This is a genomic window from Gemmatimonadota bacterium, assembly GCA_016704275.1.
Lineage (GTDB): Bacteria > Gemmatimonadota > Gemmatimonadetes > Gemmatimonadales > GWC2-71-9 > Palsa-1233.
Genome location: JADJAK010000001.1, coordinates 430,975 through 444,304, shown reverse-complemented (window position 1 = coordinate 444,304; position 13,330 = coordinate 430,975). Strand labels below are relative to the sequence as shown.

15 protein-coding genes are annotated in these 13,330 nt (G+C 69.6%); 10 read left to right on the top strand and 5 right to left on the bottom strand.

Annotated features, from left to right (window positions below):
- Nucleotides 1-25 precede the first annotated feature (25 nt).
- Nucleotides 26-1,072, top strand: coding sequence for a glycosyltransferase (locus IPG05_02100; protein MBK6493892.1), 1,047 nt, complete (start codon nt 26-28; stop codon nt 1,070-1,072).
- On the opposite strand, the gene IPG05_02095 is transcribed toward IPG05_02100, so the two are convergent.
- Nucleotides 1,036-1,923 (bottom strand): hypothetical protein, encoded by an 888-nt coding sequence (locus tag IPG05_02095; protein ID MBK6493891.1) that lies wholly within the window; start codon nt 1,921-1,923, stop codon nt 1,036-1,038. The genes IPG05_02100 and IPG05_02095 overlap by 37 nt on opposite strands.
- Nucleotides 1,924-1,952: 29 nt before the next feature.
- On the opposite strand from IPG05_02095, the gene IPG05_02090 reads away from it, so the two are divergent.
- Nucleotides 1,953-2,873, top strand: a complete 921-nt coding sequence (locus IPG05_02090) for a glycosyltransferase (GenBank protein MBK6493890.1) — start codon at nt 1,953-1,955, stop codon at nt 2,871-2,873.
- Here IPG05_02090 and IPG05_02085 read toward each other — a convergent pair.
- From IPG05_02085 to IPG05_02075, 3 genes are read right to left on the bottom strand one after another with little or no spacing between them, the layout of a single operon-like run.
- Complete coding sequence (locus tag IPG05_02085; GenBank protein MBK6493889.1) at nt 2,846-3,832, bottom strand: glycosyltransferase; 987 nt, start codon at nt 3,830-3,832, stop codon at nt 2,846-2,848. The genes IPG05_02090 and IPG05_02085 overlap by 28 nt on opposite strands.
- A complete protein-coding gene (locus IPG05_02080; GenBank protein MBK6493888.1) occupies nt 3,829-5,640 on the bottom strand; it encodes an ABC transporter ATP-binding protein in 1,812 nt (603 codons plus the stop codon). Before IPG05_02080 ends, IPG05_02085 begins: the two co-directional genes overlap by 4 nt.
- 11 nt (nt 5,641-5,651) lie before the next feature.
- Nucleotides 5,652-7,217 (bottom strand): PglZ domain-containing protein, encoded by a 1,566-nt coding sequence (locus IPG05_02075; protein MBK6493887.1) that lies wholly within the window; start codon nt 7,215-7,217, stop codon nt 5,652-5,654.
- 176 nt (nt 7,218-7,393) lie between these two features.
- Between IPG05_02075 and IPG05_02070 the strand changes: the two genes are divergently transcribed.
- The 4 genes from IPG05_02070 to IPG05_02055 are packed head-to-tail and all read left to right on the top strand — an operon-like array spanning nt 7,394 to nt 10,717.
- A complete protein-coding gene (locus tag IPG05_02070) occupies nt 7,394-8,401 on the top strand; it encodes a glycosyltransferase family 9 protein (GenBank protein MBK6493886.1) in 1,008 nt (335 codons plus the stop codon).
- Entirely contained in the window at nt 8,398-8,790 is a 393-nt protein-coding gene (locus IPG05_02065; protein ID MBK6493885.1) for a hypothetical protein, read from the top strand. The genes IPG05_02070 and IPG05_02065 overlap by 4 nt, the downstream gene beginning before the upstream one ends.
- Nucleotides 8,787-9,953, top strand: coding sequence for a glycosyltransferase family 4 protein (locus IPG05_02060; protein ID MBK6493884.1), 1,167 nt, complete (start codon nt 8,787-8,789; stop codon nt 9,951-9,953). Before IPG05_02065 ends, IPG05_02060 begins: the two co-directional genes overlap by 4 nt.
- On the top strand, nt 9,950-10,717 hold the full coding sequence (locus tag IPG05_02055; GenBank protein MBK6493883.1) for a DnaB-like helicase C-terminal domain-containing protein: 768 nt from the start codon (nt 9,950-9,952) through the stop codon (nt 10,715-10,717). Before IPG05_02060 ends, IPG05_02055 begins: the two co-directional genes overlap by 4 nt.
- On the opposite strand, the gene IPG05_02050 is transcribed toward IPG05_02055, so the two are convergent.
- Nucleotides 10,714-11,196 carry a hypothetical protein gene (locus tag IPG05_02050; protein MBK6493882.1) on the bottom strand — a complete coding sequence of 161 codons (483 nt, stop codon included), beginning with the start codon at nt 11,194-11,196 and terminating at the stop codon, nt 10,714-10,716. The two genes, IPG05_02055 and IPG05_02050, sit on opposite strands and share 4 nt — an antisense overlap.
- Before the next feature lie 102 nt (nt 11,197-11,298).
- Here IPG05_02050 and IPG05_02045 point away from each other — a divergent pair, with 102 nt between their 5' ends.
- The 4 genes from IPG05_02045 to IPG05_02030 are packed head-to-tail and all read left to right on the top strand — an operon-like array spanning nt 11,299 to nt 13,328.
- Nucleotides 11,299-12,048 carry a YebC/PmpR family DNA-binding transcriptional regulator gene (locus IPG05_02045; protein ID MBK6493881.1) on the top strand — a complete coding sequence of 250 codons (750 nt, stop codon included), beginning with the start codon at nt 11,299-11,301 and terminating at the stop codon, nt 12,046-12,048.
- A gap of 14 nt (nt 12,049-12,062) precedes the next feature.
- Nucleotides 12,063-12,563, top strand: a complete 501-nt coding sequence (ruvC, locus tag IPG05_02040; GenBank protein ID MBK6493880.1) for a crossover junction endodeoxyribonuclease RuvC — start codon at nt 12,063-12,065, stop codon at nt 12,561-12,563.
- Nucleotides 12,560-13,141 (top strand): Holliday junction branch migration protein RuvA, encoded by a 582-nt coding sequence (gene ruvA, locus IPG05_02035; protein ID MBK6493879.1) that lies wholly within the window; start codon nt 12,560-12,562, stop codon nt 13,139-13,141. Before ruvC ends, ruvA begins: the two co-directional genes overlap by 4 nt.
- A gap of 4 nt (nt 13,142-13,145) precedes the next feature.
- Nucleotides 13,146-13,328 (top strand): hypothetical protein, encoded by a 183-nt coding sequence (locus tag IPG05_02030; GenBank protein MBK6493878.1) that lies wholly within the window; start codon nt 13,146-13,148, stop codon nt 13,326-13,328.
- Nucleotides 13,329-13,330: the final 2 nt, after the last annotated feature.

Sequence of the window (13,330 nt, the reverse complement as noted above, 5' to 3'; positions counted from 1 at the left end):
TCTTTCGCGACGAGGCGGCCGGCATATGCCTGCGCCGCCACGGCCCTTCCCGCGGAGCACCCAGCCCCTGCCGATCCCTGAGCTGCTGCCTCCCGCCCTCTCCGTCAAGCGGCTCGCGATCCTCGGCGCGCACGCGCCGCATCGCTCCGAGGATGCCATCGCCAGGGCCGCCCGGCGGCTCGGTCTCGAGGCCACGACCTTCGACGTGCTTCGCACGCATCGGCGGCTCGGCCCCTTCGCCGGCCCCCTCCTCCAGCGCCGCATCGAGCGCTTCGCCCCCGACTTTATCCTCTGCACCCGGCACGCCTGGCGCCTCGGTCTCCCTCGACTGGCGCAGCTGCTCCGCGGCCGCCGCTCGGCCTTCTGGTTCTTCGATGCCATCTCGCATGAGGGCGTCCTCGAGCTGGGGCAACTGTGCGACGTGATGTACACCACCTACGCCAATCAGCGCGGGCTCTGGCAATCCAGGGGCGTTCCGCTGGTGCGCTGGCTGCCGCAGGCCCTCGACCCCGACCTCGAAACACCGGCGACGCAGCTGCGCGCCGAGGACCGCTGTGATGCCAGCTTCATCGGCTCGGGGCAGTACCCGCATCGGTGGCCGATGCTGACGGCGGTCGCGAAGATGTGCGACCTGCGCATCTGGGGGGCACATTGGGACGGTGCTCCCGCCACGCTGCGAATTGCCGGAGGACCGGTGGTGGGACCGCGCTTCGCCGAGGTGGTCGGCGCGTCCGCGGTGTCGCTGGGCGCGAACGCCGTCCCGGCGCAGGACAGTGAATACGCCTCCGCCTCGGACCGAATGTGGAAGATCTTCGGTTGCGGCGGCGCGTACGTCGGGCCGTGGGTGGCAGGGATCGAGACGATGGCCGAGCACCGCGTGCACTGCCGCTGGTATCGGACCATCGAGGAATGTGTGATGGAGGTGCAGGCCCTGCTGGCCGATCCGGAGGAGCGGGTGGCGATGGCGGCGCGTGGACGCGCACACGCACTGGCGCATCATACCTATGATGACCGGTTGCGACTGCTGCTCGCCGATCAGGAAATGCCGTTCGCCCCGCCGATCGTCACGTAGTTGCGGTATTCGAAGGGTCGCCAGCCGGTGGCACGTTCGATCAGGAGCGACGCCGTCAGCCCGAGATGGTGACCCTCCCAGCGCCGCGGAGCGATCAGCTGCTCGTCGCTGCGGCGCTGGGCGATCCAGTCGGCCACGACGGCGGGATGCGCACCGCGAAACGGCGTGATGCCGGGGATCCACGGCAGCAGCGGCCGGTCGGGATCCTGCCCCTGACGCCATTCGTAGATGCTGCGGTCCTGCGCCCGCTTGGCGGCGAGTGCCCACGCCGGCCGGGCCCAGCCGTAGTGGTGGACCACGGCGCCGGTGCGGGCGCAGCGGATGCGGCGATCGTCAGGGCCGACACGAAAACCCTGCGCATCACGAAAGGAGTGGATGGCGCAGGCAGGATCGAGGCGGACGGCGCGACACTCGCGTCGATACCAGGAACGATTGGTGGCGATCAGATCAAAGCCGCCGTAGAAGTGGCGGTAGTCCACCAGGAGCCCTTCGATGCGCGGATCGGCATGGTGCCGGCGCGCCTCGTGGACCAGGCGCTCGGCGCCGGCCTCGGTGAAGACCTCGTCGGCCTGGACGTACAGTCCCCAGGCGGCGTTGCACGCCTGCTTGGCCCGCTCGGTCTCGTCGGCCAGCATGGCGTGGCCGCGCGACCGGTCCCAGGTGGTCTCGATGATGCGGATCTTCGCACTGTCGATGGCGCGGACGCGATCGAGGGTGTCATCATCCGACGTGCCGACGTTGACGACAAATTCGTCTACGACCGGGAGCAGCGAACGGATGCTCGCCTCGAGCGGGAAATCGAGAAGGGTCGCATTCCGGACGATCGTGAAGCCCGCGATTCTGATAGCCACAGGTCCCAAGTTCCCCACTTCGGAGTCGTATGGCAAGCACCATGAACATCGTGCTCTACTGCCCCGCCCGACTCCCGGTCCGAGAGTACGGCGGGACGGAGCGAGTGGTCGTGTGGCTTGCGCGCGGGTTGGCCGAGCGAGGCCACCGCGTCACCGTGATTGCGCTCCCCGGCACCAAGCTGCCGTCGGCGACCGTGATCCCGATTCCCAACAAGCTCGCCCTGCAAGACGGCGGTCCGGACCTCACGCCGCTGCTACCCCCTGGCACCGACATCGTCCACGCCCATTCGCCGCTCAAGCGGCCACCCGAGGGGGTGCCGTTCGTCTGGACCTTTCATGGGAATGGCGCGCCAGGGCGGGTCTTCACACCGAACACCATCGGACTCTCGGCGGACCACGCTGCTCGCCATGGCCTGAAGATGTGGGTCCACAACGGGCTCGATCCCGATGAATACCGCTTCAGCGCGACGAAGCTGCCGCGCGATCTCTTCCTCGGCCGTCTCCACACCGTGAAGGGATGGGACTGGGCCGTGCGCGGCGCGCGCCTGGCGGGCAGGCCGCTGGTCGTGGCGGGAGGGTGGCGGCCATCCATCCGCCCCGGCCTTCGCTTCGTCGGGCAAGTCGGGGGGGAGGAGAAGATGCAGTTGCTGGCGGAATCGGCCTGTCTCTGGGTGCCGGCACAGTGGGACGAGCCCTTCGGGCTGACGACGATCGAGGCGATGGTGAGTGGAACGCCGGTGCTCGGGACTCGTCGCGGCGCGCTCCCGGAGGTCATCTCCCCCGAGAGCGGCGCGATGGGCAGCAGCGTGGACGAACTGGCGGCACTCCGCTCAACGCTCGACGCGCTGGACCCGGCGGCGATTCGCCAACATGTGCTCGACCACTTCACCTACCGCACCATGGCCGCGCGCTACGAAGCGATCTACTCGGCCAGCATCGGGCGGGGTTGATCGAGCAGCAGTCGGCGCATCCGGTGCATGTAGGTGTGGTCCCGCAGCAGCCGGGCGCGAGCCGCCTGGCCGAGCCGTTCTGCTTCGGACGGATTCTCGATCAGCTCACGCACGTAACTGCGCAATTCGGCGGCGTCGCGGAACGCCAGCACTTCCTCGCCCGCCTCGAAGGAGCGCGCGAGGTCGCCGCGTTCGTCGACCACCTGCGCGGCGCCCATCGCCGCCAACTCGAAGAGCCGCTGGTTGCAGGCCGCCTCGCGCGGGTCACCCTCGACCGCCACGTGGTGGATGTTGACGGCCACCGTGGCCCCGGCATAGGCCCGCACGTATTCGCCGGTGCTGGTGGCCTCGCCGCGGCAATAGTCGCGCAGCGAGGTCTGCCGCCAGCCCGGTCCCCACAACGCCAGGCCAAACTCCACCAGTTCGCCGAGGAGTCGTTCGCGCCGCGGCGTGGCGGCCCCCGCGAACACCACGTTGGCGCGGTACTGGTCCTTGGTGCGGATCGGGCGGTAGACCGACGGGTCGGCGCCGACCGACAGGACATCGACGGTGCGGCCAAGGCGATCGGCCACCTCGGCGGCGACGTCGGTGCCGACGGCGTAGATCTGGTCGTAGGGCCGCGCGAGCACCGAGGCTTCCCACGCGGTGCGCAGGTCATCCGGCATCCAGGTGACCCACCGGGCACGGCTCCGACCGCGGAGGCGATCGACCAACGGCTCGTCCAGGAGCGGCGAGCCAAAGGTGAGCACCAGATCGGGGGCCGAGTCGTCGAGCGCCCGTTCGAGCCGGCGCGGCAGGTCGCCCACCCGCATCCGCTCGAAGATCGACGGCTTGGCCGAGAGATCGAATGTGGTGACGCGCAACCCGAGCCGCTCGAGCGCACGACGGCGCTGGGCCGCGTGGGCATTGGGACCGTCATCGAAATCGGCGAGCAGCAGGACGCTGCGCTCGTTGCTCACGATGTCACCTCGGCCACAGAGAACTGGAGGTCATGCAACCGGCGATAGAGCCCGGACTGCGCAAAGAGCTCGGCGTGGGTTCCCGATTCGACCACCCGACCGCCATCGAGGACGACGATCCGGTCGGCACCGCGCACAGTCGCCAGGCGATGCGCAATGACCAGCACCGTGCGCCCTCCCATCAACCGCTCGATCGCCTCCTGCACCAGCCGCTCGGATTCGGTGTCGAGCGCCGAGGTGGCTTCATCGAGGATCAGGATCGGGGCATCGCGAAGCAGCGCCCGCGCGATCGCGATCCGCTGCCGCTGCCCGCCGGAGAGTCGCGTCCCGCGCTCGCCCAGCACCGTCTGGTATCGGTCGGGCAGCCCCGCAATGAACTCGTGGGCGTTCGCCGCGCGCGCCGCCGCCTCGACGTCCTCGTCCGTCGCCCCGGGCTGGCCGTACGCAATGTTGGCGCGGACGGTGTCGTGCAGCAGCACGGTATCCTGGCTCACCACGGCGATCAATGACCGCAACGAAGCGCGCTGCAACCGGGGCACGGGCACGCCGTCGAGCCGCAGTTCACCCTGCTGGGGATCATGGAAGCGCGGCACCAGTTCGAGCAAGGTGGTCTTCCCCGCCCCGCTCGGCCCCACCAGCGCCACCACCTCGCCCTTCCCCACGCGGAGCGAGACGTCCCGCAGCACCGGCTGCGCGGGATCGTAGCCGAAGGTCACGGCATCGAAGACCAGATCGGTGGTGAAGCTGGCGGGGACCGCCTCCGGTGGATCCTGCTCGGTGGCCGGGAGGTCGAGGATCGCGAAGACGCGCTCGCCGCTCGCCTCGGCGGTGGCGAGTTGCGTGGGGACGTTGGTGATCGCCTTGATCGGCGAGAGGACCCGGAGTGCCGCGCCGAGGAAGAGGACCACGTCCTTCGCGGCGAGCTCGACGCCGGAGATCGCCGGGTTCGACGCCGCCCACAGGATCAACAACACCACGGCTCCGCCGAAGACTTCGCTGACCGGCGAGGTGAGCAGCGCAAACCGCTGGGTGCGGATGGCACCCTTCCGGTAGCGGTCCGCCTGCCGCGCAAACAGCTCGGCCTCGCTCGACTCCGCCGCGAAGGCGCGGATCAGCTTCATGGCGCCGAGCCGCTCGCTGATGGTGGCGGTGAGTTCACCCCGCTCATGCGCGAAGGTGCGGGCGTGCCGCTTGAGCGAGCCGAGCAGCAGCTGCACTCCGATCACCAGAATCGGCGCGAGGACCAGCACCATCGCCGTCAGGCGCACGGAGGTGCCGAGCATCAAGACGAGCATGGCGACGATGTTGACGAGGTTCTGGAAGAACGCGGCGAGGACGGCGACGACCAGCATCTTCACCTGATCGGCGTCGTTGATCAGCCCGGTGGTGAGCTGCCCGCCGCGCGTCCGCTGGAAGACGCCGAGGTCGAGGCGCAGGAGGTGTGCAAAGAGCCGCGCGCGCAGATCGCGCACCATCCCTTCCTGCACCTTCACCGAGAGGTACGCCGAGACGTAGTTGCAGAAGTTCTTGAGGACGAGCGCGCCGATGAAGATCACGACCAGCCGCTGCACGACCACCGACGCCGCCTGACCGTCGACCACGGGGGCGAGCACGCGCGTGAGCCAGACCTGGAGCTGCGCGGTGCCGACCGGGAGAGCGTCGCTGCCGCTCGGGAAGAGCGCTCCGAAGAGCGGCTGCAGGGTGACGAGCGCGATGGCATCGAAGACGCCGCCGAAGAGTGCCGCGCCGAACCCCACGGCGAGCGTTCCCCGGAACGGCCGGAGCAGCCCGAAGAGGCGGGCCCGCACGCGCGGACGGCTCAGGTGCGCCTCGGCAACAGCAACGCCACCGGGAGAATCACTTCCTCGGGGGAGACGCCGCCATGGAGGAACGCGCCGCGATAGCGCGCCTGATACTCACGGAGCTTGGTGGGATAGACGAAGAAGCGGTCGCCGGTAGCAAGCAGCAGGCGCGCCCCGATCTGGCGCTCGGGAATCCCCCACGCCGCGAGGTCCTCGACCAGAATGGCGGCCGACGGATCTTCCACGCGAATGTCCTCGCCGAACTTGAAGCGGAGGTTCGCCGAGGCGTCGCGCCGGGCGAAGACGGTGGCCGGGGTGTGGCAGTGGATGGAACCGTGGTCGGTCGTCAGGATCACCGGCACCCCGCGGCGTTCCGCTTCCTTCAGCGCCTCGACGAGCGGCGAGCGCTCGAACCAGGTGCGGGTCAGGGCGCGGAGCGCGGTGGTGTCGCGTGCCACCTCGAACAGCGCCTCGTTCTCGGTGCGGCCGTGTGTCAGCTGATCGATGAAGTTGAAGACCAGCGCCGTGACGCCATCGCGCGCGAGGTGCCCCGAGAGGCGGCGCAGCATCGCCTCGCCGTCGGGCGTCGAAAAGATCTTCTCGTAGTGCACCGGCACGTCGCGGCCCATCAGCTCGCGCAACTGCTCGACCAGCAGCTCCGACTCGTGGGCGTTGAGCGACGTCTCCTCGCGCTCGTCCCACCAGGCCGGATGGCGCGCGAAGAACTCCGAGGGATAGAGTCCCGAGAAGATCGCGTTGCGACTGTAGGGCGTGGCCGTCGGAACGATCGAGAAATAGTGATCGACCTCGACGTCGAAGTACCGCTCGACGATGGGGCGGATCATCGCCCACTGATCGAGGCGGAGGCAGTCGACCACCACCAGCATCACCCGCCCGTGCACCTCGAACGTCGGGCGGAGGAACTCGGAGACGACGTCGACCGACAGCGGTGGCCGGTCGGTCCCGCGCTTGGCGAGCCACCCCGGATAGTTGGCCTCGATGAACCGCGCGAAGTCCATCCGCACGCTCTCCTGCAGATTGCGCAGCGCCTCCTGCAGCCCCGGCTCATCCGCCTGCCCGAGCTTGACCTCCCACTCGGCGAGTTCGGCGACGAACTCGACCCACTCCCGCCAGGCCAGATGCTCACCGCGGCGACCCTCGAGCTCGCGAAAGCGCGTCACGAAGTCGCGGGACAATCGCTGCTGCCGAATGCGATCTCCCTCGAGCAGGCGCGTGATCACCGACAACACCTGACGCGGCGAGACCGGCTTGATGAGGTAGTCGGCGATCTCGGCACCGATCGCATCGCGCAACGTTTCCGGTTCCTCCGACTTGGTGACCATCACCACCGGAATCGAGCCGTCGATGGCCCGGAGCAACGGCACCAGCTCGAGTCCGCGGAGCCCCGGCATCTGCTCGTCGAGCAGAATCACGCCGTAGGGCTGCCGACGAAGCAGCGCGAGCGCATCGTCGCCATTGGCGGCCCGCTCGACGGTGAAGCCCTGTTGTTCGAGGAACAACACCTGCGAGTCGAGCGTCTCGATCTCGTCGTCAATCCAAAGGATGGTGCGGGGTCGAGGCATGGTGAAAACTATTACCATTCCTCGATGCCTGCCCCCCGGATCCTCCAGATGCGCCTCTCGTCGATCGGCGACCTGCTGCTGACGACCCCGCTGATCCGGGCGCTGCGAACCCGGCAACCGGCCGCGCGAGGGATGGTACGCGGTCGAGGCACGGAAATAGCAATTACCATTCCCCCATGCCTGCCCCCCGGATCCTCCTGGTGCGCTTCTCGTCGATCGGCGACCTGCTCCTGACGACCCCGCTGATTCGGGCGTTGCGAACCCGACATCCGACCGCTCGCATCAGCATGGTGGTCCGCGAGGACATGGCGGAGACGGTGCGCCACAATCCGCGGCTCAACGAGGTGATCACCTGGAAGCGCGGTTCCCCCCTTGGCGCCCTGGCTGCGACCCTGCGCCGGACGGAGTGGACCCACCGGCTCGACCTGCATGGCTCGCTGCGCACACTGGCCTTGCGGCAGCTGGTGGGCGGCCGCTGGAGCGGCTATTCGAAGCATCGGGTGCGCCGGACCCTGCTGATTCGCAGCGGCGGGGCCCGTGGCGGCCTGCTCGGCCCGGTGGCGGAGCGCTACTTCGAGGCAGCGGTCGGGCTCGATGTGGTCCCGGATGGGGGGCCGGCCGAGTTCTTCGTCACGGCGGAGGCCCAGCGGGAAGCCGCGGAATTCCTGACCGAAAACGGCGTGGGAGGGGCGCGCACCATGATCGCGCTCGCCCCTGGCGCGGCGCACGCCACGAAGCGGTGGCCCGTCGAGCACTGGGAGGCACTCGCGCGGCGGCTGCGGGCCACGTGTGACCTGGTGGTGCTGGGTGGTCCGGGTGATCGCGAGGCGGCCGCCGCGATCGCCGAGGCTGGCGGCCCCGGGGCGGTGAGTGCGGCGGGCCGATTTTCCCTCTCCGGCACGGCCGCGCTGCTCAAGCAGGCCCGAGCGATGGTCGGGGGAGATACCGGCGTGACCCATCTCGCGACGGCGGTCGGCACTCCGGTGGTGGCCCTCTACGGCCCCGGCGTCGAAGCCTTCGGCTTCTTCCCGTATCGCGCTCGGGCGACGGTGCTTCAGCGCGACCTCCCCTGCCGACCCTGTACCCCGCATGGCGGGCCGGTCTGCCCGCTCGGCCACCATCGCTGCCTGGTCGACATCCAGCCCGAGGTGGTGGAGCGGGCGTTGGTGGCGCTCCCCAAGTGAGCGACTGGACGCCGTCACTGCTGGCCCTTCTCGAGCTGCAGCAACGCCTCGAGCGCGGGCCAAAACGGGAGGGAGCGTTCGCGCTCTGGCTCACCGCCAGGGTGGCGCTGGACCTCGGCCACAGCGCGACGATGCCCGACAAGGGGGCCCGCCGGCGGGTCGTCCTCCTGGCGCAACGCTTGGCACCATTGACCGTTCCCAGGCCGCTGGCCCGCGGACTTGCCGCCGCGCTGGGCCACTTGGAGGACGCCACCCCGGCGGCCGCACGGGTCGCCCTGGCCCAATTGGTTGCCCCTGCACGTGACGCGCTGGGGACCGAGGCGGCCGAGGCGGTGGCACTGGCGCTCTCCCAGCTGCAACCGGCGCGACTCGGCGCCGGGATTCCATGAGCCGCCATCCATTGCGGGTGACGATCGCCTCAGCGAACCCCTTTGGCGGCGCCGGCGTCCACTCGGCAGCCTTGGCCGATTACCTGGCCAATCGGGGCGACGAGGTCCAGTTCGTCTTCGCTGCCAGCGAACGCGGTCTTGGTCGTGACGAGTGCCATCTCCCGAGCCACCCCGCAGTTCGTGTGCTGCCCCGCGTGGGTGGGGGAACCACCATCGCGCGCAGTCGACGCGTCGGCTGGGCGGTTCGCCACACCCAACCGGATGCGACCTATTTGAGCAAGGGGAACCCGCACGAGGCCACCCTGCTCGGGGTACTCGGCTGTGCAGTCGCTGCCCCGCTCGTGATCTTCGAACACGACGCACCACCAGACCCGTACGCTCCGCGATGGCGCCGCTGGGGGCCGCCCCGCTGGGCGCACGACGGCGGTGCCCGAATGCTCCTCCGGGGGCAGCATCGCCTCGCCGCCCGGGTCGTCACGAACAGCGAATCGACCCGGGAGAAGCAGCGGCGGTTCTACGGCGGCAGAGTCGACGAAATCGTGCCACTCGGGGTGGACCTCACGCGCTTCAGCCGGACGGCACCGCTCCTGCCGAGACGATCGGGCGCCTGCCGCATCGGGCTCGTCGGTCGAGCCGACGTCCCGATGAAAGGCCTCGACTTGGCGTTCGCCGCCATCGGCGCACTGCCCGCAGCGCTCCAAGCCAAGCTGGAGCTCGTGATGCCGGTTGCACCGCCAAATCGCCCCACAATCGCCGCGCTGGCAGACTCCGTGGGCACCACCCCCTGGCTCACGCTGATCGAGCTGGTCGCGCCGGCTGACCTCCCCGCCCTGTATGCGTCCTTCGACGTCCTCCTCGTCGCCAGCCGCTTCGAGGGTGGACCCTACACCATGCTCGAGGCGATGGCGTGTGGCACCCCGGTCATCGCCACGCCGGTCGGGCTGGTCCCCAACGTGATCGAGGACGGCGTCAACGGGATCCGGGTGAGCGCGACCGATTCCGTTCCCGCCCTGGTCGAGGGAATCGAACGATTCCTGGCGCTCTCTCCCGAGGCCCGTGCGGAATTGGGCGGCCGGGCCCGCGAGATCATCGTGAGGAATCACGACGCCGAGCACCACTTCGCGCGACTGCGCGCCATCCTCCACGAAGTGGCTGGCCGATGAGCCGCCGTATTCCGACCGGCTTCCCCGCCCTCGACCAACTCCTTGGTGGCGGCGTGCGACGCGAGGACCTCGTCGTCCTGGGTGGCGACTCCGGCAGCGGCTGCAGCGCGCTGGCCTTGGGAATCGCCGTGCGAGCCGCGACGGCTGGTCACACGGTGGCCGTGCTCAGCACCGAAATGAGCGCCACCCGCATCGCAGAACGGGCGCTGGCGCTCTCGGCCAAGGCGACGCTCGACGAGCTCGCCGGCGACGCACTCCTCGACCACCGTCGGGCGGAGATTGCGACCGTCGCCCTGCGGCTGCGCGAGCTGCCGATCTCGTTTCAATCACAGCCGGTCGAGGGATGGCCGATCGACCTGCGCGCGGCCGTCGACCACTGGGACCTGCTGGTCGTGGACTGCCTGGAAGGACTGGAAGTCGACGGCCGGGCGCCGAGCGACGCCGCCGCACTCCGCGTCGCCGCCCTGAAGCGGCTCGCCATCGGTCGCGAGGCCGCCGTCCTGCTGGTGGTGCACAGCAGCGATTCACCGGCATCGCGGGCGGACCGACGTCCGGCGATTGGCGACTTCACGGCCTCGGCGGCGCTCCGCCAGCATGCCGACCTGATCTTGGGGTTGTATCGGGAGGAGTTGTACGACGCAGACCTGGGGATCGCCGGGGCGGCGGAGGTCCGGGTGCTCAAGGACCGGCACGGCGCCGGGGGGACGATCGACCTCTTCTTCACCCCCCGGTGGCTCCGATTCGAGGACCTCGGCGAGGACTAGGGGCGCGGCTTCGTGCCGCCGGTCGGGACGGCGTCGGGGAGAGGCTCCTTGGCCGCCGCCGCGGCCTTCGCCTTGCCCGCCGCCGACGTGTCCGCGGCCGCCCCGGCAATCACGACCATCGACCCCTTGGGGCCGTTCCGCTGGACGGTGATCCAGAGCGAGGGCCCCGCCTGCTCGACGTAGAACGACGTGATGCTGTCCGTCGTCGTCGTCTCGTTGATCAGCCGAAACGGCTCCTTCCCCAGTATCACGCGGTAGTACGCCAACACCGAGTCGACGCTGACCTCGGTCACCGACACCACCGACATCGCTTCCGGGCTCGACTGCGTCGTCAGGAGCGTCCCGTCCGGCGGCAAGGGGAGGTTGGGGAGTACCTCGAGGCCGGCCTGCTTGGGGGCCTCCTCGACGGGCTTGGCGGACTGGCAGGCTCCCAACTGGGCGACGGTCAGGAGCAGGGCGATGGCGGGAAGTGTGCGCATCCGGGAACCCTAGCGCCGGCATCGGGCGAGGGCAAGCGGGGTGCCGCGTTGCCGCCCGCAGCGCCGTCGGCTATTCTCCCGTTCGCTCAGGAGGAATGCCCGATGGCTGGACACAGCAAATGGAAAACGATCAAGCGGAAGAAGGCGATCACCGATTCCCGGCGCGCCTCGTCCTGGACCAAGCTGATCCGTGAAATCACCGTGGCCGCCAAGGCCGGTGGTGGCGACCCGGGCAGCAACGCCCGCCTGCGCAAGGCGATCGATGACGCGAAGGCCGCCAACATGCCGGGCGACAACATCGAGCGCGCCGTCAAGAAGGGCACCGGCGAGCTCGAGGGCGTGTCCTACGAGGAAGTCACCTACGAGGGCTACGGTGCCGGCGGCGTCGCGATCCTGATCGAGGGCTCGACCGACAACGCCAATCGCACCGTGGCCGACATTCGCCATGCCTTTTCCCGCAACAGCGGCAACCTCGGCACCAGCAACTCGGTCTCGTGGATGTTCGAGAAGAAGGGCCAGATCTTCCTCCCGATCACCGCAGGCGCCGAAGAGAAGGTGATGGAGGATGCCCTCGACGCGGGGGCCAGCGATTTCGAGGCCGACGGCGAGTACTACGTCATCAGCACCGACCCGCATGACTTCCACGCCGTGACCGAGGCGCTCGCCGCGAAGAAGTACGTCGCGGAATCCTCCGACCTCGCGATGGTGCCGAAGAACCTGGTCAAGCTCGAGATGGTCGAAGCCCAGAAGGTGCTGAAGCTGGTCGAGTTGCTCGAGGAGCTCGACGACGTCTCGAAGGTGTTCACGACGCTCGATCTCGACGCACTGGACCTCGAGGAGGCCGGGGCCTGACCCCGGCCCGGTCGCTGACCGTGCTCGGCATCGACCCGGGTACTGCGACCCTCGGTTATGGTGTGGTCTCCGGCGGTCTGGGTACCACGCGCCTGCTCGAGTGTGGCGTCGTGCGGACCAAGGCCGCCGATGCGCTGCCGGACCGGCTGACCACCATCTTCGACGCGGTGACCGGCTTGATCGCGCGACACCAGCCCGACGCCCTCGCGGTGGAGGGGATCTTCCACGGGAAGAACGCCCGCAGCGCACTGATTCTTGGTCATGCGCGCGGGGTCGTCCTGCTGGCCGCGGCCCAAGCGGGCCTCGCCGTTGCCGAGATTTCTCCTGCCGAAGTCAAGCGGGCCACCACCGGCACTGGCGCGGCCACGAAGCCGCAGGTGGCGGCGATGGTGACGAGACTCCTCCGCCTGGTCGAGGCGCCAAAGCCAGCCGATGCCGCCGACGGGGTCGCGATCGCCCTGACCCACTTGATGCGACTGGCGCCGCGGGCGCGCTTTGCCGGAGGAGCCCGATGATCGCCTCGTTGCGTGGGACGCTGGCCGTGCGAGACCCCTCGGGGATCGTGGTCGAAACCTCCGGGGGCGTCGGCTACCTGGTCGAGGTGCCGCTCGGCACCTTCGAGCGACTGCCCGCGGTCGGGAGCGAGGTGCGCCTGCTCACCGAACTCGTCGTGCGCGAGGACGCCTGGATGCTCTTCGGCTTCGATGGCGCCGTGGAGCGGGCCGTCTTCCGCCGCCTCATGGGCGCCGCCGGCGTGGGGGCACGATTGGCGTTGGCGATTCTCTCGACCCTCGGCGCCGAACGCACCGTCCGCGCGGTCCGCGACAAGGACCTCGCCGTGCTTGCCTCCGTCTCGGGCATCGGTCGCAAGAAGGCGGAGCGCATCGTGCTGGAGCTCGGCGACCGGATGGACGACCTGCCGGCCGCCGCGCCGGTGGCCTCCCCGGCGGCCGATGCCGTGCGGGCGCTGATGGCGTTGGGCTACCCGGCGGCGCAAGCGGACGCCGCCGTGCGCGCCGCCGCCGACAGCAGTGGCACCCTCGAGACGGCGGCGCTGGTGCGCCGCGCCCTTACCGACCTGACCCGGAAGTGACCTGATGTGGTCCACCTCGCGCCCCGCCATCACCGCCGAATGGCTCTGCACCAGTTGCGGCGTCACCAATCGCAAGTTGCTGCCGCCCTCCACACGCGAGACGACGGACCGCTGCATGCACTGCGGCCTCAAGCACACCGTGGTGCCCGGCGAGACGCCGACACGTTGGCAAGCGCGGGCCGCCTGAGC

What these genes read in the sequence shown, in the direction of transcription:
- IPG05_02100 (MBK6493892.1), top strand. Translation starts at nt 26, where the DNA reads ATGCCTGCGCCGCCACGGCCCTTCCCGCGGAGCACCCAGCCCCTGCCG.
- IPG05_02090 (MBK6493890.1), top strand. Translation starts at nt 1,953, where the DNA reads ATGGCAAGCACCATGAACATCGTGCTCTACTGCCCCGCCCGACTCCCG.
- IPG05_02075 (MBK6493887.1), bottom strand. Translation starts at nt 7,217, where the DNA reads ATGCCTCGACCCCGCACCATCCTTTGGATTGACGACGAGATCGAGACG.
- IPG05_02070 (MBK6493886.1), top strand. Translation starts at nt 7,394, where the DNA reads ATGCCTGCCCCCCGGATCCTCCTGGTGCGCTTCTCGTCGATCGGCGAC.
- IPG05_02060 (MBK6493884.1), top strand. Translation starts at nt 8,787, where the DNA reads ATGAGCCGCCATCCATTGCGGGTGACGATCGCCTCAGCGAACCCCTTT.
- IPG05_02055 (MBK6493883.1), top strand. Translation starts at nt 9,950, where the DNA reads ATGAGCCGCCGTATTCCGACCGGCTTCCCCGCCCTCGACCAACTCCTT.
- IPG05_02050 (MBK6493882.1), bottom strand. Translation starts at nt 11,196, where the DNA reads ATGCGCACACTTCCCGCCATCGCCCTGCTCCTGACCGTCGCCCAGTTG.
- IPG05_02045 (MBK6493881.1), top strand. Translation starts at nt 11,299, where the DNA reads ATGGCTGGACACAGCAAATGGAAAACGATCAAGCGGAAGAAGGCGATC.
- ruvA (MBK6493879.1), top strand. Translation starts at nt 12,560, where the DNA reads ATGATCGCCTCGTTGCGTGGGACGCTGGCCGTGCGAGACCCCTCGGGG.
- IPG05_02030 (MBK6493878.1), top strand. Translation starts at nt 13,146, where the DNA reads ATGTGGTCCACCTCGCGCCCCGCCATCACCGCCGAATGGCTCTGCACC.